Here is a 16,521-nt window from a genome sequence, read left to right on the forward strand (position 1 = left end):
GCTCCCCCAGACTTCGTCCGGGGGGACCCCCACCCAGCGGGTGAACGTGGCTACGCCACGTTCACCCGCTGTCCGGGCGGGGCTGCCTCAAGCCACGCGAGGAAACCGGTCAGCGCGTCTTCGCTCATCGCCAGCTCAAGACGCGTGCCCCGGTGCAGACAGGCCAGCACCACGTGGTCGGCCAGCAGGGCCAGCTCCTCCTCGCTCTCCGGGATGCGGCGGCCGGCCACCTCGATCGCGGAACGCTCCAGGATGCGGCGCGGACGCGGCGCGTACGAGAACACGCGGAACCACTCCACGCGGTCCCCGTTGTACCGCGCCACCCCGTACGCCCAGCCCTTGCTGCTGGTGTCGCCCTCCTCGGGCGCGCCCCAGCGCAGGCTGCAGTCGAAGGTGCCCCCGGACCGCTGGATGAGCCTGCGGCGCACGCCGAGGAGGAAGAGCGGCAGCACAAGGACGACGATGATTCCGAACGCAGTCAGAGCGAGGACCATCGGCACCGACCTCCTCGTCTCCTAGATAACGGAACGTTAAAAGCACCCAGATCTGCCTCAGCCGCGGCCGGCTCCGGATCCCTCCGGTGCCGACCGCGGCTGAGTGACGTCATCACACCGCGCTGGGTCTCAGCGCGCCGCCGCCGCCCGCAGTCGGACGTCCGCGCGACGCACCGCGGAGGCGTCCGCCTCCGACTTGGCGCGCTCGAGCGCCCGCTCCGCACGCTGGACATCGATCTCGTCCGACAGCTCGGCGATCTCGGCCAGCAGCGACAGCTTGTCGTCGGCGAACGAGATGAAACCGCCGTGCACCGCGGCAACGACCGTTCCACCATCACTCGTACGGATGGTCACCGGGCCCGACTCCAGCACACCGAGCAGCGGCTGGTGACCGGGCATGACGCCGATGTCGCCGGACGTGGTGCGCGCGACGACCAGGGTGGCCTCGCCGGACCAGACCTGGCGGTCTGCGGCGACCAGCTCGACGTGCAGCTCAGCAGCCAAGGGTGGCTCCTCGGGTCACCACCCGGCGGGACTGCCGGGTGTTGGTTACAAGTCTAGTGGGCGTGAGTGAGGGGGCGGGACGCGCCCGCCCCCTCACCAAGAGCGCGAGGCTCAGGAGACGCCCAGCTCCTTCGCGTTCTTCTTCAGGTCCTCGAGACCGCCGCACATGAAGAACGCCTGCTCGGGGAAGTGGTCGTACTCACCGTCGCAGATCGCGTTGAACGCGGCGATCGACTCGTCCAGCGGCACGTCCGAGCCGTCCACGCCGGTGAACTGCTTGGCGGCGTGGGTGTTCTGGGACAGGAAGCGCTCGACGCGGCGGGCACGCTGGACGACCAGCTTGTCCTCCTCGCTGAGCTCGTCGATACCGAGGATCGCGATGATGTCCTGGAGGTCCTTGTACTTCTGCAGAATCCCCTTGACGCGCATGGCGCAGTCGTAGTGGTCCTGCGCGATGTAGCGCGGGTCCAGGATGCGGGACGTGGAGTCCAGCGGGTCCACGGCCGGGTAGATGCCCTTCTCGGAGATCGGACGGGACAGAACCGTCGTCGCGTCGAGGTGGGCGAAGGTGGTGGCCGGGGCCGGGTCGGTCAGGTCGTCCGCGGGGACGTAGATCGCCTGCATCGAGGTGATCGAGTGACCGCGGGTCGAGGTGATGCGCTCCTGGAGCTGACCCATCTCGTCCGCCAGGTTCGGCTGGTAACCCACCGCGGACGGCATGCGGCCGAGCAGGGTGGACACCTCGGAACCGGCCTGGGTGAAGCGGAAGATGTTGTCGATGAAGAACAGCACGTCCTGCTTCTGCACATCGCGGAAGTACTCCGCCATGGTCAGACCGGCCAGGGCGACGCGCAGACGGGTGCCCGGGGGCTCGTCCATCTGACCGAAGACCAGCGCGGTCTTGTCCAGAACGCCGGACTCCTCCATCTCCGCGATGAGGTCGTTGCCCTCACGGGTGCGCTCGCCGACGCCCGCGAAGACGGAGACGCCCTCGTGGAGGTTGGCGACACGCATGATCATTTCCTGGATCAGCACGGTCTTGCCGACACCGGCGCCACCGAACAGACCGATCTTGCCGCCCTTGACGTACGGGGTCAGCAGGTCGACGACCTTCAGGCCGGTCTCGAACATCTCGGTCTTGGACTCGAGCTGGTCGAAGGCGGGGGCCTTGCGGTGGATCGACCAGCGCTCGCCGTCGTAGGTCTCGTCGACGTTCAGCACCTCACCGAGGGTGTTGAACACCTTGCCCTTGGTGAAGTCGCCGACCGGGACGCTGATGCCCGAGCCCGTGTCCGTCACCGGGGCCTGACGGACCAGGCCGTCGGTGGGCTGCATGGAGATGGCGCGGACCAGGCCGTCGCCCAGGTGCTGGGCGACCTCGAGGGTCAGCGTCTTCTTCTCGCCGGCCTTCGCCGGGTCGGCGACCTCGACGTGAAGGGCGTTGTAGATCTCCGGCATCGCGTCGACGGGGAACTCCACGTCGACGACCGGGCCGATGACCCGGGCGACGCGGCCCGTAGCCGTCGCGGTCTCAACAGTGGTGGTCATTTAGTAGTCACTCCCCGCGGTCGCGTCGGCCAGGGCGCTGGCGCCACCGACGATCTCGCTGATTTCCTGGGTGATTTCGGCCTGGCGGGCCTGGTTGGCAAGCCGGGTGAGGTTCTCGATGAGGTCGCCGGCGTTGTCGGTGGCCGACTTCATCGCGCGCCGCGTGGCGGCGTGCTTCGAAGCGGCCGACTGGAGAAGGGCGTTGTAGACCCGGCTCTCCACGTAGCGCGGCAGCAGGGCGTCGAGGACGTCCTCCGCCGACGGCTCGAAGTCGTACAGCGGAAGGATCTCGCCCTTCGGCGCCGCCTCCTTCGCCACCTCGTCGAGGCTGAGCGGCAGCAGCTGGTCGCCCAGTGCCGTCTGCGTCATCATCGACACGAACTCGGTGTAGACGACGTGCAGTTCGTCCACACCGCCGTCCGCCGTGTCCTTCTGGATGGCCTCGATCAGCGGCGCCGCGACCTTCTTGGCGTCCGCGTACGTCGGCTCGTCCGTGAAGCCCGTCCACGACTCCGCGATCTTGCGCTCACGGAAGTTGTAGTGGCTGACACCGCGCCGGCCGACGATGTACGTGTCGACCTGCTTGCCCTCGCGCTCCAGCCGCTCGGTCAGCTGCTCCGCGGCCTTGATGGCGTTGGAGTTGAAGGCACCGGCGAGACCGCGGTCGCTCGTCATGAGCAGCACCGCGGACCGCGTGACCGTCTCGGCCTGCGTGGTCAGCGGGTGCTTCGTGTTCGAACCCGTACCGACCGCCGTGACCGCCCGAGTGAGCTCGGTCGCGTACGGCGTGGAGGCCGCCACCTTGCGCTGCGCCTTGACGACGCGCGAGGCGGCGATCATCTCCATCGCCTTGGTGATCTTCTTGGTCGCGGTGACGGATCGGATGCGACGCTTGTAGACCCGGAGCTGAGCTCCCATGAGTCAGGTCCCTTCCTTACGTCACTTGGCGGCGGACGGAGCGTCCTCGCCGAGCAGCTTGCCGTCCGAGGTCTCGAACTGCTTCTTGAACTCGGCGACGGCGGTGTCGATCGCCTGGATGGTGTCGTCCGACATCTTGCCGCCCTCCTTGATGGAGGTCATGAGGCCCTGCTCCTTGCGGTGCAGGTACTCCAGCAGCTCCTTCTCGAAGCGACGGATGTCGTTGACCGGAACCTCGTCCATCTTGCCGTTGGTGCCGGCCCAGATGGAGACGACCTGGTCCTCGGTGGCCATCGGCTGGTACTGCGCCTGCTTCAGCAGCTCGACCATGCGCTGACCGCGCTCCAGCTGCGCCTTCGACGCGGCGTCCAGGTCGGAACCGAAGGCGGCGAACGCCTCCAGCTCACGGAACTGGGCGAGGTCGACACGGAGGCGACCCGACACCTGGCGCATGGCCTTGTGCTGGGCGGAGCCACCGACGCGGGAGACCGAGATACCGACGTTCAGGGCCGGACGCTGACCGGCGTTGAACAGGTCGGACTCCAGGAAGCACTGGCCGTCGGTGATGGAGATGACGTTGGTCGGGATGAACGCCGAGACGTCGTTGGCCTTGGTCTCGACGATCGGCAGACCGGTCATCGAACCGGCGCCCATCTCGTCGGAGAGCTTGGCGCAGCGCTCCAGCAGGCGGGAGTGCAGGTAGAAGACGTCACCGGGGTAGGCCTCGCGGCCCGGCGGGCGGCGCAGCAGCAGCGACACGGCGCGGTAGGCGTCGGCCTGCTTCGACAGGTCGTCGAAGATGATGAGGACGTGCTTGCCCTCGTACATCCACTGCTGACCGATGGCCGAACCGGTGTACGGCGCCAGGTACTTGAAGCCGGCCGGGTCGGACGCCGGGGCGGCGACGATGGTCGTGTACTCCAGCGCGCCGGCCTCTTCGAGGGCGCCACGCACGGAGGCGATGGTCGAGCCCTTCTGGCCGATGGCGACGTAGATGCAGCGGACCTGCTTGTTCGGGTCGCCGGTGCGCCAGTTGTCGCGCTGGTTGATGATCGTGTCGACGGCCAGGGCGGTCTTGCCGGTCTGGCGGTCGCCGATGATCAGCTGACGCTGACCGCGGCCGATCGGGGTCATGGCGTCGACGGCCTTGTAGCCGGTCTCCATCGGCTCGTGCACCGACTTGCGCTGCATGACCGTGGGGGCCTGCAGCTCGAGGGCGCGGCGGCCGGACGTCTCGATCTCGCCGAGGCCGTCGATCGGGTTGCCGAGCGGGTCGACAACGCGGCCGAGGTAGCCCTCGCCGACGGCCACGGAGAGCACCTCGCCGGTACGGGTGACCGGCTGGCCCTCCTCGATGCCGTTGAACTCACCGAGGACGATGGCACCGATCTCACGCTCCTCGAGGTTGAGGGCGAGGCCGAGGGTGCCGTCCTCGAACTTCAGCAGTTCGTTGGCCATGGCCGAGGGGAGACCCTCGACCTTCGCGATGCCGTCGCCGGCAAGGGTGACCGTACCGACCTCCTCGCGCGAGGCCGCGTCCGGCTTGTACGCCTGGACGAAGTTCTCCAGCGCGTCCCGGATCTCCTCCGGCCGGATCGTGAGCTCCGCCATCTGGGTTCCCTGCTCTCCTTGTTGGGCCCGAAGTTTCACTTGGGGGGTCTGGGGGCGACCCCCAGGAATCCTCTGCACGGCCCAACCAGGGCCGTAAGACTTGCGTGTTCAGTTGCCGCGGTGTCGCGGTGTGCCTAGCCCGCCATGCGGCGGCCGGCGTCCTCGATGCGGTCCGCGAGGGAGCCGTTGATCACCTCGTCACCGACCTGCACCCGGATCCCGCCGAGGACCGCGGGGTCCACGTCGAGGTTGAGGTGCATCTGGCGGCCGTAGAGCTTCGCCAGGACACCGCCCAGGCGCTGCTTCTGCGCGTCGCTCAGCGGAACGGCCGAGGTGACGATGGCCACCATGCGGTTCCGGCGGTCGGCGGCGAGCTTGGACAGGGACTCGAGTCCCGCTTCCAGGCTACGTCCCCGCGGCGCGGTCACGAGACGGGTCACCAGACGCTCGGTGGTCGGCTTCGCCCGGCCGCCGAGCAGGCTGCGCAGCAGCTCGCCCTTGGCCGAGGTGGTGGCCTTGCGGTCGGTCAGCGCGGCACGCAGCTCGGTGCTGGAGGAGACGATCCGGCCGAACCGGAACAGCTCGTCCTCGACGTCGTCCAGCGCGCCGGTCTTCTGCGCGGCGGTGAGGTCGGCGACGTCGGCCAGCTCCTCCAGCGCGTCCACCAGGTCGCGGGACCGCGACCAGCGGGAGCGCACCGTGCCGGACACCAGGTCGGCGGTCGCGCCGCTGACCTGGCCGCCGATCAGGCGCTGCGCCAGCTCGGCCTTGGCCTCACCGGCCTGCGCCGGGTCGGTCAGGACCCGACGCAGCGACACCTCGCGGTCGAGCAGCGCGGTGACGGCGGCCAGCTCGTCGGCGAGCTGCGCCGCATCCACGGACGTGGAGTCCGTCAGCGCGTCGAGACGCTCCCGTGCGGCTGCCAGGGCCTCGCGGCTCGCTCCGTGAGCTGTCATCGCGTGGCCTCGGCCTTCTCCTCGAGCTCGTCGAGGAAGCGGTCGATGACACGGCTCTGCCGGGCGTGGTCCTCGAGGGACTCGCCGACCAGCTTGCCCGCCAGCGTGGTGGCGAGCTGGCCGACGTCCTGGCGCAGCGAGGACGCCGCTGCCTTGCGGTCGGCCGCGATCTGGGCGTGACCGGCGGCGACGATCTCCTCGCGCTGCCGCTGGCCTTCCGCACGCATCTCCGCGATGAGCGCGGCGCCCTGCTCCTGCGCCTCCTGGCGCAGACGCGCGGCCTCGTGCCGGGCCTCGGCGAGCTGAGCCTTGTACTGCTCGAGCACGCTCTGGGCCTCGGTCTTCATGGCCTCGGCCTCTTCGATGCCGCCCTCGATGGAAGCGCGGCGCTCCTCCAGAACCTTGTTGATGTTCGGGAGCAGCTTCTTGTAGAAGACGAAGAAGACGATGGCGAAGGCAATGGTGCCGACGAGCAGCTCGGGGCCCGGCGGGATGAGCGGGTTCTGCTCTTCCTCGGCCGCCAGCTGTACCAGGTTGGCGATCACATCAGTGCCTTTCGTTGAAAGGTTGGCTCGTCAGGGTCCGTCATCCGTAGACGAACGGCATGACGATGCCGATGAGGGCGAGCGCCTCACAGAAGGCGAAGCCGAGGATCTGGTTGGCACGGATCAGGCCGGCCGCCTCGGGCTGGCGGGCGAGCGCCTGGGTGCCGTTACCGAAGATGATGCCGACGCCGACGCCGGGGCCGATGGCGGCGAGGCCGTAGCCGATGGAACCGATGTTGCCTTCGACAGCGGCGAGGGTCTCAAGGGCAGCCATGCTGATTCTTCCTTCTCTTTCATGGACCGGTGGGGGTTGACCACCGGACGTTCATGGGTCTGGGGCGGGGCCGCTCAGTGGTGCTCGGCGAGAGCGCCCTGGATGTACGAGCAGGCGAGGAGCACGAACACGTACGCCTGGACAGCCTGCACGAAAAGCTCGAAGAGGATCATGACCATGGTCATGATGAAGGAGACGCCGGCTGCCGGAATCATCCAGCTGTTCAGGAGGTACCAGGAGGCGACGGTGAACATCACCAGCATCAGGTGACCGGCGAACATGTTGGCGAAGAGCCGGACCGCGTGCGTGAACGGGCGGACGAGGAGGTTCGAGAAGAACTCGATGACCACGACGAGCGGCAGGACCGGGCCGAGCGACTTGTCGTAGCCGGTGAAGTTCTTGAACGCGCCCACGAAGCCGTGACGCTTGAAGGTCACCGACACCCAGGTCACGTAGACGAGCACCGCGAGCACCATCGGGTACGCGATGATCGACGAGACCGGGAACTGGGCCAGCGGGATCACGGACCAGATGTTCATGATCCAGATGAAGAAGAACAGCGAGACCATGAAGGGGACGTACTTCTCGCCCTCCTTCTTTCCGAGGGTCTCGTAGACGATGCCGCGGCGGACGAAGTCGTAACCGGCCTCTCCGACCATCTGCAGCTTGCCCGGCACCACCTTGGCCTTGCCGAAGGCCGCCCAGAAGAAGCCGATGACGAGGACGGTGGTGATGAGCGCGAGCAGCATCACCTTGTTGAACTCGAACCCACCAACAGTGGCGATCGGCTTGAAGAGGAACGAGTGCAGGCCCGGAGCCGGAAAGCCACACCCGTTGTCGGACATGATCCGACAGCTCCAGTCAAAGGCGAGCTGGGTCTGGTCAGCACTCACCGCGGGCTCCTTCGGCGTGACGCATAGGTACGGCAACCTCGTTGTGTCGGCGCGGCACGCAGCCGCGGGTCGGCACCGGACAGGTGTTACGGATGTGGGGGCGGCTGAGGGGCTTCGAGCCTCGCGTTGGAGCAGGCGTCAGCTCGGATGCCCGCGCCCGCGATGCCGCAGTTGGCACCGGACGATAGCAGGATCTCTCATGCGCCTTTATCCCGGCCCTACCCCTCACGACGAGTGCCCCGACTTGTCGGGCTTCCCGCCCGTCGTCGACTCGGGCTCGACGTAAAGGATTTTGGCCTTCATGTGAGCACGCGTCTGCGCGGCGATCCACACGAGGGTGCCGGCGACCAGCGTGAACGCGAAGGCCCTGGGGTGGAACAGCGTCGTGTTCTTGAACGCTGTGAGGAAGACGAACAGCAGCAGGATCTGCGCCGCGTACAGCATCAGACCCATGGCCTGGAAGAGGTGCGGAAGCGATTTGGCAGTGCGCTGCAGGACGTAGAGGCCGATCCCCATGAAGAGGATCACCACCACGGTCGCGACGACCGCCCCGACGGCCCCCTTGCCACCGACGACGATCCCGCTGACCACGGCGGCGACAACGCCGACGGCGGCCGTGGGTACGGCGGCCTGGGCCAGAGTCCGGACGTCATTGGACGGCATGGCGGCAACTCCGCTTTCACAGGGGGCAGGGTGTCGTCATGGACGAGCGTAGTCCCCGGGGCTGAGTGGGAAGACCTCCCGCCAATGGACCGTCGCACTGCGGTCCTTCGGCTCTGTCCGGGGTTCTCGTGAACGGTATCACAAACTATTTGATGAGGTCTTTACCTACCGGGTGTGCCAGCTGTCACACATGAGAGTGAACGCGCGCGTGTGTGCAAAATCCCGGGGACCTTGTCTGGTAATGGGGGTTTTGCACCCCCATCACTGTCTCACGACTTGGCAATGCTCTAGTCAGATTCTTACCTTGAGTGCGACCGGGCCCCGATGGCCGTGGCCCCGTGCGCGGTGAGGCCGGCGCCGACCTTCGGACGCTCCTCGTCGGTCTCCGCGGCCTCCGCGACCGCCGGCCGCGCGGCCTCGGGCGCGGGGGCGGTCTCCGCTCCCTCGCCGACCCCGTGACGCCGGTAGCGCGGCGGCACGAAGCGGTACGCCCAGCGCGGCGCCCGCGGCGTGAAGCGCGGCAGGAGCAGCAGCACCAGGCCGATCGTGCTGAGGAACACGATGCCGAGGACGATCCACATGGACGCCGAGTTGACGGAGTAGGCCAGCGCCCCGCACGCGATCAGCGCCGACCAGAAGTACATGATCAGCACCGCGCGGCTGTGGGAGTGGCCGATCTCCAGCAGACGGTGGTGCAGGTGACCGCGGTCCGCCGCGAACGGCGACTTGCCCTGCCAGGTGCGGCGCACGATCGCCAGGATCAGGTCCGCAGCCGGGATCGCGATGATCGTCAGCGGCATCAGCAGCGGGATGTAGACCGGCACCATCTGGTGCACCGAGTTCCGCTCCGAGCCGGTGAAGAGGTTCATCAGGTCCGGGTCGACCTGCCCCGTCACCGAGATCGCGCCCGCCGCCAGCACGAGACCGATCAGCATCGACCCCGAGTCGCCCATGAAGATCCGCGCCGGGTGCATGTTGTGCGGCAGGAAGCCCAGGCACATGCCCATGAGGATCGCCGCGAAGAGCGTGGCCGGGGCCGCCGCCTCGATGCCGTACGAGTACCAGATGCGGTACGCGTACATGAAGAACGCCGCCGCCGCGATGCACACCATGCCCGCCGCGAGCCCGTCGAGGCCGTCCACGAAGTTGACCGCGTTGATCGTGATGACGACCAGCGCCACCGTCAGCAGCGTGCCCTGCCCCTGCGTCAGCGCGACCGTGCCGACGCCCGGCACCGGCAGCCACAGGATCGTCAGGCCCTGCACGACCATCACGCCCGCCGCGATCATCTGCGCGCCCAGCTTGATCAGGGCGTCGATCTCGAACTTGTCGTCCAGGACGCCGATCAGCCAGATCAGGGCGGCGCCGGACAGCAGCGCGCGCGGCTCGTTCGAGTTCTCGAAGACCTCGCTCAGGTTGGTGAGATGGTCGGCGACGAGCAGGCCCGCGCACAGTCCGAAGAACATGGCGATACCGCCGAGCCGCGGAGTCGGTTCCCGGTGCACATCCCGTGCCCGGATCTCCGGCATCGCCCCCGCCACGATCGCGAACTTCCGTACCGGCCCTGTCAGCAGATACGTCACCGCGGCCGTGATGCAGAGCGTCAGCAGGTATTCACGCACGGGCTTCCCCACAGGTCTCGCTGGCCATTCCAGCCCCACACCCTAGCGAGCGACGCATACGGGTAAGGACTTCCGGGTAGCGACGATGGTTGCACGTGTGGCTGTGCATGCCCGTTCGCCTACCCGGGTTCAGCCCGGATACGGCGGGAAACCGGCCGTGAGCTCGCGCACCTCCGCACGCGCCCCCGCGGGCTCCAGGTCGCCCCGCAGCACCCCCGCCAGCAGCACCGCGATCCGTCCCATCTCCGGCTCGCGCATGCCCTGCGTCGTCACCGCCGCCGTACCGAGCCGCAGGCCACGGGTGTCGCCGTGCGGCAGCACGACGCAGTCCAGCACGATCCCGGCCGCCGCCAGCCTGCCCCGCGCGGTCCGCCCGTCGACGCCGAGCGGACCCGGGTCGGCGGTCAGCAGGTGGGTGTCCGTGCCGCCGGTGGTCACGGCGAGGCCCTCCGCGGTCAGCGCGGCCGCCAGCGTCCGGGCGTTGGCGACGACCTGGTGCGCGTACCGCGAGAAGTCCTCCGTCGCCGCCTCCCCGAACGCGACCGCCTTCGCGGCGATGGTGTGCATCTGCGCCCCGCCCTGCGTGAAGGGGAACACCGCCCGGTCGACCCGCTCGGCCAGTTCGCTCCCGCACAGCAGCATCCCGCCGCGCGGCCCGCGCAGCACCTTGTGCGTGGTCGCGCAGACGACGTCGGCGTACGGCACCGGGTTGGGCGCCGCCTTCCCCGCCACCAGCCCCATGGGGTGCGCGGCGTCCGCGACGAGATACGCGCCGACCTCGTCGGCGACGTCCCGGAAGAACGCGTAGTCGATGTGGCGCGGGTAGGCGATCGAGCCGCACACGATCGCCTTCGGGCGGTGCGCGCGGGCCAGGGCGCGCACCTGGTCGTGGTCCAGCAGGCCGGTCTCCGCGTCCACGCCGTAGCCGACGAAGTCGAACCAGCGGCCGGAGAAGTTCGCCGGCGAGCCGTGCGTGAGGTGCCCGCCGTGCGGCAGGCCGAGCGCGAGCACGGTGTCGCCGGGCCGCAGCAGCGCCGCGTACGCCGCGAGCACCGCCGAAGACCCCGAGTGGGACTGGACGTTGGCGTGCTCGGCGCCGAACAGGGCCTTGGCCCGCTCCACGGCGAGCCGCTCGGCCACGTCGACGATCTCGCAGCCGCCGTGGTGCCGGGCGCCCGGATAGCCCTCCGCGTACTTGTTGGCCAGCGGCGAGCCGAGCGCGGCCAGCACCGCCGGCGAGGTGAAGTTCTCGGCGGCGTTCAGCTGGAGCGTGGTCGACTGCCGCTCGCGCTCCCCCAGCAGCACGTCGGCGAGTTCGGGGTCCTGACGGCGCAGGACGTCGGCCTCGATGGCAGGAGTGAGCGTCATGGCGGGCTCCGGGCGTCGGCGGTGACGTACGTCCAATGTAGGCCCGGGCCGTCACTCGCGCCCGAGGTGCTACGCCTTGGCCGTCACGCCCGTCAGGGCCGTCACGACGGGGTCCAGGGCCTGGTGTATCTCGTCGCCGATGGAGCGGAAGAACGTCAGGGGCGCCCCGTACGGGTCGTAGACCTCGTCCGCCTCCGCGGTCGGGGCCAGCAGCCAGCCGCGCAGCGCGGCCGACGCGCGCACCAGGGCGCGGGCGCGCTCGACGACGCCGTCCTCGATCGGGGGCAGCGTCGCCGGGTCGATCGCCTTCACCAGCCGCGTGAACTCCTTCAGCGTGAAGGTCCGCAGGCCCGCCGAGTGGCCCATGGAGATGACCTGGGCGCGGTGGTCACGGGTCGCGGTCAGCACCAGGTCGGCGCGGATCACGTGGTCGTCGAGGAGCTCACGGCCGACGAAGCCGGAGGCGTCCGCGCCGAAGTCGGCGAGCACGGCCTCCGCGTTGGCCTCCATGGGCGCGCCCTCGTGGCCCCAGGTGCCCGCGCTCTCCACGATCAGCCCGCCGCCCATCGGGTCGCCGAGCCGGTCCGCCAGGAAATGCCGGGTCAGCCGCTCGGTGATCGGTGAGCGGCACACGTTTCCGGTGCTGACGTGGAGGATGCGGAAAGTGTCGCGGGGGTGGTCGAAGTCCCCCGCCCGGTCCCCGTTGCCTATGCCACGCCCCGCCTCAGGGGCTGTCAATTCGCCACCTCGAGGTCGGGTACCACCTTGCGCAGCTCGTCGGCCGGGATCGCGCCCTCGCGCAGCAGCAGCGGCACCTCGCGGGTGACGTCCACGATCGAGGACGGGACGTTGCCGGGGGTGGGGCCGCCGTCCAGGTACACGGAGACGGAGTCGCCCAGCATCTCCTGCGCGGCGTCGCAGTTCTCCGGCGCCGGGTGGCCCGTGAGGTTCGCCGAGGAGACGGCCATCGGGCCGACCTCGGTGAGCAGTTCGATGGCGACCGGGTGCAGCGGCATGCGCACGGCGACCGTGCCGCGGGTGTCGCCGAGGTCCCACTGGAGGGACGGCTGGTGCCGGGCGACGATCGTGAGCGCGCCCGGCCAGAAGGCGTCGACGAGTTCCCAGGCCAGCTCGGAGAAGTCCGTCACGAGGCCGTGCAGCGTGTTCGGGGAGCCGATGAGAACGGGCGTGGGCATGTTCCGCCCGCGGCCCTTGGCGTCGAGCAGGTCGGCGACGGCCTCCGAGGAGAACGCGTCGGCGCCGATGCCGTACACCGTGTCGGTCGGCAGCACCACGAGCTCGCCACGGCGGACGGCGGACGCTGCCTCACGCAGACCGGTCACGCGGTCGGTCACGTCATTGGTGTCGTATCGCCGTGCCATGTCTAGCTGGCCTCCTCGTACACGTGCTGCGGGGGTGAAGTCCGGTGCGTGCTCACGGCAGCGCCTTGCGGGCGGTCGCGAACCGCGGGCGGTTGTTGAGATCGGGGTGGTCCGCGGCGTCGGTCCAGCCGCGGTCCTCGGCGAAGATCCACGGCACCTGGCCGCCCTGGGTGTCGGCGTGCTCGACGACGACGACACCGCCGGGACGCAGCAGCCGGTGCGCGGTGCGCTCGATGCCGCGGATCAGGTCGAGGCCGTCCTCGCCGGAGAACAGGGCCATCTCCGGGTCGTGGTCGCGGGCCTCGGGCTGCACGTACTCCCACTCGGTGAGCGGGATGTACGGCGGGTTGGAGACGACCAGGTCGACCTGGCCGTCGAGGTCGGGGAAGGCGGTCAGGGCGTCGCCCTGGCGCAGTTCGACGCGGGAGCCCTCGACGTTCTTCCGGGTCCAGCGCAGGGCGTCCTCGGAGAGCTCCACGGCGTACACCCGCGAGCGCGGCACCTCCTGGGCGAGGGCGAGCGCGATGGCGCCGGAGCCGGTGCACAGGTCGACGATGCACGGCTCGACGACGTCCATGGCGCGGACCGCGTCTATCGCCCAGCCGGCCACCGACTCGGTCTCCGGGCGCGGCACGAACACCCCCGGCCCGACCTGGAGTTCCAGGTAGCGGAAGTAGGCGCGGCCGGTGATGTGCTGGAGGGGTTCGCGGGCCTCGCGGCGTGCGACGACCTCCCAGTAGCGGGCGTCGAAGTCGGAGTCCTTGACGGTGTGCAGGGCGCCGCGCTTGACGCCGTGCACGAACGCGGCGAGCTCCTCCGCGTCGGTGCGCGGCGAGGGCACGCCGGCGTCGGCGAGCCGCTGGGTGGCCTGGGCCACCTCCGCGAGCAGCACGCTGCGGGGGCTTGGGGGTCGCCCCCCAAAATGTTGCTGCACGCAAGTCCTCCGAAGTGCTCGTACGTGGGTTACGCGGCTGCGAGCCTGGCGGCCGAGTCCGCGTCGACGCACGCCTGGATCACCGCGTCGAGGTCGCCGTCCAGGACCTGGTCGAGGTTGTACGCCTTGAAGCCGACGCGGTGGTCCGAGATGCGGTTCTCCGGGAAGTTGTACGTGCGGATCTTCTCGGAGCGGTCGACGGTGCGGACCTGGCTGCGGCGGGCGTCGGCGGCCTCCTTCTCCGCCTCCTCCTGCGCCGCGGCGAGCAGCCTGGAGCGCAGGATACGCATCGCCTGCTCCTTGTTCTGCAGCTGGCTCTTCTCGTTCTGGCAGGAGGCGACGACTCCGGTCGGAATGTGCGTGATGCGCACGGCGGAGTCGGTGGTGTTGACGGACTGGCCGCCGGGCCCGGAGGACCGGTACACGTCGATGCGGAGGTCATTGGGGTTGATCTCGACGTCGATCTCCTCGGCCTCGGGCGTGACGAGCACGCCGGCGGCGGAGGTGTGGATGCGGCCCTGCGACTCGGTGGCCGGCACGCGCTGCACGCGGTGCACGCCGCCCTCGTACTTCAGGCGGGCCCACACGCCCTGGCCGGGCTCGGTGGCGCCCTGGCCGCCCTTGGTCTTCACCGCGACCTGGACGTCCTTGTAGCCGCCCAGTTCGGACTCGGTGGCGTCGATGATCTCGGTCTTCCAGCCGACGCGCTCGGCGTAGCGCAGGTACATCCTCAGCAGGTCGCCGGCGAACAGCGCGGACTCGTCGCCGCCGGCGCCGGCCTTGATCTCGAGGATGACGTCCTTGTCGTCGCTGGGGTCGCGCGGGACGAGCAGCAGGCGCAGCTTCTCGGTGAGCTCCTCGCGCTGCGCCTCCATCTCCTTGACCTCGGCGGCGAAGTCCGGGTCGTCGTCGGCCAGTTCGCGCGCGGTCTCCATGTCCTCGCCGGTCTGCTTCCAGGAGCGGTACGTGGCGACGATCGGGGTGAGCTCGGCGTAGCGCTTGTTCAGCTTGCGCGCGTTGGCCTGGTCGGAGTGGACCGACGGGTCGGCGAGCTTCTTCTCCAGGTCGGCGTGCTCGGCGACGAGTTCCTCGACGGCCTCGAACATCTTGGGCTCCTGATACTGCGGTGAGGGGGAAGGGCGGGCGACCAAAAACGCCGGTCCCGGCGCGCCCCTGACGAGGGGCACGGCCGTGGACCGGCGGATTTGAGGCTCGCTACTTCTTGGAGCCGGCGGCAGCCTTGCCGAAGCGGGCCTCGAAGCGGGCCACACGGCCACCGGTGTCGAGGATCTTCTGCTTGCCCGTGTAGAACGGGTGGCACTCGGAGCAGACCTCGGCCCGGATGGTGCCGGACTGGATCGTGCTGCGGGTGGTGAACGACGCGCCACAGGTGCAGCTGACCTGCGTCTCGACGTACTCGGGGTGGATGTCGCGCTTCAAGGTGTCTCCTAGGTTTCGGGAGGGCGCCGGGTCGCCGCCGCGGGGTGCGGGAGCGTGAACCGGAGCCGACGTACCAGTCTGCCAGGACTGGGGCCATCCCCCAAAACGGGGGGTCGGCGTTGTTTATTTCCGTGCGGGTGCGGTTGTGGTCGCTCGCGCGGTTCCCCGTGCCCCTTACGGGGCGCTCACCACACCGCGCGCTTCGCCGGTCGCCGTGCCCGCGGTGGCCGTCGCCGGGATCGGCCTGTCGTTCCTCAGGGCCTGCCAGACCTGCTCGGCCTTGGCCTTCCGGACCAGCACCCGGTTCGGGTCCGCCGGGTCGTAGCGGACCGGCAGGGTGACCATGTCGAGGTTCTCGGGGGTGATGCCCTTGAGGCCGTTCGCGAAGGACATCAGGGAGTTCACGGAGGCCAGGCCGGAGTCGGTCGTGACCGTCCTGGTCGCGGTGTCGGCCAGGTCGTACAGCTTCTTCGGGCTGGTGAAGACGCCGACCTCCTTGACCTGGGCGAGCAGGGCCTTGACGAAGGCCTGCTGGAGTTCGATGCGGCCGAGGTCGGAGCCGTCGCCGACGCCGTGCCGGGTGCGGACCAGGCCGAGGGCCTGCTCGCCGGTGAGCCGGTGGGTGCCCGCGTCCAGCTTCAGGTGGCTGTCGGGGTCGTCGATGTCCTCGCTGGTGGTGACCTCGACGCCGCCGAGTTCGTCGACCAGCTTCTGGAAGCCGGCGAAGTCGACCTCCAGGTAGTGGTCCATGCGCAGGTCCGTCATGGTCTCGACGGTCTTCACGGCGCAGGCGGCGCCGCCGGTGGCGTAGGCGGAGTTGAACATCACGCCCTTCGCGGCGTCGTGCGTGCCGCCGTCGCCGTCGGTGCACTCGGGCCGGTCGATGAGGGTGTCCCGGGGGATGGACACCACGCTCGCCTTCTTGTGGCCCTTGTAGACGTGGACGACCATCGCGGTGTCGGAGCGGGCGGTGCCGTCGTCGGCGCCGCCGCCGAGCTTCCTGTTGCCGCCGGAGCGGGTGTCGGAGCCGAGGACGAGGATGTTCTGGGAGCCGTCGTCGGTCTTCTCGGGCCGGTCGGTGCCGAGGACCTGGTCGATGTCGACGCTGCTGATGTTGCCGTTGAGCTTGAAGTACAGGTATCCGGCGCCGGTGCCGCCCAGGACGACGATGCCCGCGGCGACCCAGGCCGTGATCAGCAGGCCCTTGCGGCGCGTGCCGCGGGGCTTGCGGCGGCGGCCCCCGGTGCGGTCTCCGGGTCGGCCCGGCGTGCTCTCGGCAGACATGTGCTCCTCGGCTCTCGTACAGACGGTTACCCCCTGTGGCCGGTTCCAGCCGTCGGGCGGGAACCGGCGCACAGAGTCGCACAAC

Annotated in this window: 18 protein-coding genes; all 18 read right to left on the reverse strand. The window is 69.4% G+C overall.

Translation table 11 applies throughout. The annotated features are described in order from the left end of the window. Positions 1-50: 50 nt before the first annotated feature. The 18 genes from ACZ7D7_RS00370 to ACZ7D7_RS00455 all read right to left on the reverse strand — a co-directional run bounded on the left by ACZ7D7_RS00370 (position 51) and on the right by ACZ7D7_RS00455 (position 16,436). Positions 51-494, reverse strand: coding sequence for a DUF2550 domain-containing protein (locus ACZ7D7_RS00370; RefSeq protein ID WP_470821148.1), 444 nt, complete (start codon positions 492-494; stop codon positions 51-53). 129 nt (positions 495-623) lie between these two features. Further along, a complete protein-coding gene (locus tag ACZ7D7_RS00375; protein ID WP_470821149.1) occupies positions 624-998 on the reverse strand; it encodes a F0F1 ATP synthase subunit epsilon in 375 nt (124 codons plus the stop codon). A gap of 111 nt (positions 999-1,109) precedes the next feature. Continuing rightward, on the reverse strand, positions 1,110-2,546 hold the full coding sequence (atpD, locus tag ACZ7D7_RS00380; RefSeq protein ID WP_470821151.1) for a F0F1 ATP synthase subunit beta: 1,437 nt from the start codon (positions 2,544-2,546) through the stop codon (positions 1,110-1,112). Further along, positions 2,547-3,464 (reverse strand): F0F1 ATP synthase subunit gamma, encoded by a 918-nt coding sequence (locus ACZ7D7_RS00385; protein WP_470821153.1) that lies wholly within the window; start codon positions 3,462-3,464, stop codon positions 2,547-2,549. 21 nt (positions 3,465-3,485) lie between these two features. Next, positions 3,486-5,075: a F0F1 ATP synthase subunit alpha gene (gene atpA, locus ACZ7D7_RS00390; protein WP_470821154.1), complete on the reverse strand. Its 1,590-nt coding sequence runs from the start codon at positions 5,073-5,075 to the stop codon at positions 3,486-3,488. Positions 5,076-5,209: 134 nt separating this feature from the next. After that, positions 5,210-6,031: a F0F1 ATP synthase subunit delta gene (locus ACZ7D7_RS00395; protein WP_470821156.1), complete on the reverse strand. Its 822-nt coding sequence runs from the start codon at positions 6,029-6,031 to the stop codon at positions 5,210-5,212. Then, positions 6,028-6,576 carry a F0F1 ATP synthase subunit B gene (locus ACZ7D7_RS00400; protein WP_470821157.1) on the reverse strand — a complete coding sequence of 183 codons (549 nt, stop codon included), beginning with the start codon at positions 6,574-6,576 and terminating at the stop codon, positions 6,028-6,030. The genes ACZ7D7_RS00395 and ACZ7D7_RS00400 overlap by 4 nt, the downstream gene beginning before the upstream one ends. Before the next feature lie 40 nt (positions 6,577-6,616). After that, a complete protein-coding gene (gene atpE / locus ACZ7D7_RS00405; protein ID WP_031485821.1) occupies positions 6,617-6,850 on the reverse strand; it encodes an ATP synthase F0 subunit C in 234 nt (77 codons plus the stop codon). A gap of 74 nt (positions 6,851-6,924) precedes the next feature. Next, complete coding sequence (gene atpB / locus ACZ7D7_RS00410) at positions 6,925-7,695, reverse strand: F0F1 ATP synthase subunit A (RefSeq protein WP_470821159.1); 771 nt, start codon at positions 7,693-7,695, stop codon at positions 6,925-6,927. 273 nt (positions 7,696-7,968) lie between these two features. Continuing rightward, the gene (locus ACZ7D7_RS00415) at positions 7,969-8,406 is read right to left on the reverse strand and encodes a hypothetical protein (RefSeq protein ID WP_470821161.1); all 438 of its coding nucleotides are present in this window, start codon (positions 8,404-8,406) and stop codon (positions 7,969-7,971) included. A gap of 299 nt (positions 8,407-8,705) precedes the next feature. After that, positions 8,706-10,028, reverse strand: coding sequence for an MraY family glycosyltransferase (locus ACZ7D7_RS00420; protein ID WP_470821163.1), 1,323 nt, complete (start codon positions 10,026-10,028; stop codon positions 8,706-8,708). 129 nt (positions 10,029-10,157) lie between these two features. Next, positions 10,158-11,396 (reverse strand): serine hydroxymethyltransferase, encoded by a 1,239-nt coding sequence (locus tag ACZ7D7_RS00425; RefSeq protein WP_470821165.1) that lies wholly within the window; start codon positions 11,394-11,396, stop codon positions 10,158-10,160. A gap of 69 nt (positions 11,397-11,465) precedes the next feature. Further along, entirely contained in the window at positions 11,466-12,134 is a 669-nt protein-coding gene (locus tag ACZ7D7_RS00430; protein ID WP_470821166.1) for an arsenate reductase/protein-tyrosine-phosphatase family protein, read from the reverse strand. Next, positions 12,131-12,778, reverse strand: coding sequence for an L-threonylcarbamoyladenylate synthase (locus ACZ7D7_RS00435; protein ID WP_470821168.1), 648 nt, complete (start codon positions 12,776-12,778; stop codon positions 12,131-12,133). Before ACZ7D7_RS00435 ends, ACZ7D7_RS00430 begins: the two co-directional genes overlap by 4 nt. 52 nt (positions 12,779-12,830) lie before the next feature. Further along, a complete protein-coding gene (gene prmC, locus ACZ7D7_RS00440) occupies positions 12,831-13,670 on the reverse strand; it encodes a peptide chain release factor N(5)-glutamine methyltransferase (protein ID WP_470821170.1) in 840 nt (279 codons plus the stop codon). 71 nt (positions 13,671-13,741) lie between these two features. Beyond that, the gene (prfA, locus tag ACZ7D7_RS00445) at positions 13,742-14,818 is read right to left on the reverse strand and encodes a peptide chain release factor 1 (RefSeq protein ID WP_470821172.1); all 1,077 of its coding nucleotides are present in this window, start codon (positions 14,816-14,818) and stop codon (positions 13,742-13,744) included. A gap of 109 nt (positions 14,819-14,927) precedes the next feature. Then, on the reverse strand, positions 14,928-15,152 hold the full coding sequence (rpmE, locus tag ACZ7D7_RS00450) for a 50S ribosomal protein L31 (protein WP_030672379.1): 225 nt from the start codon (positions 15,150-15,152) through the stop codon (positions 14,928-14,930). 174 nt (positions 15,153-15,326) lie between these two features. Next, on the reverse strand, positions 15,327-16,436 hold the full coding sequence (locus ACZ7D7_RS00455) for an LCP family protein (protein ID WP_470821174.1): 1,110 nt from the start codon (positions 16,434-16,436) through the stop codon (positions 15,327-15,329). Positions 16,437-16,521: the final 85 nt, after the last annotated feature.

Source organism: Streptomyces sp. NPDC037054 (genome assembly GCF_055606745.1).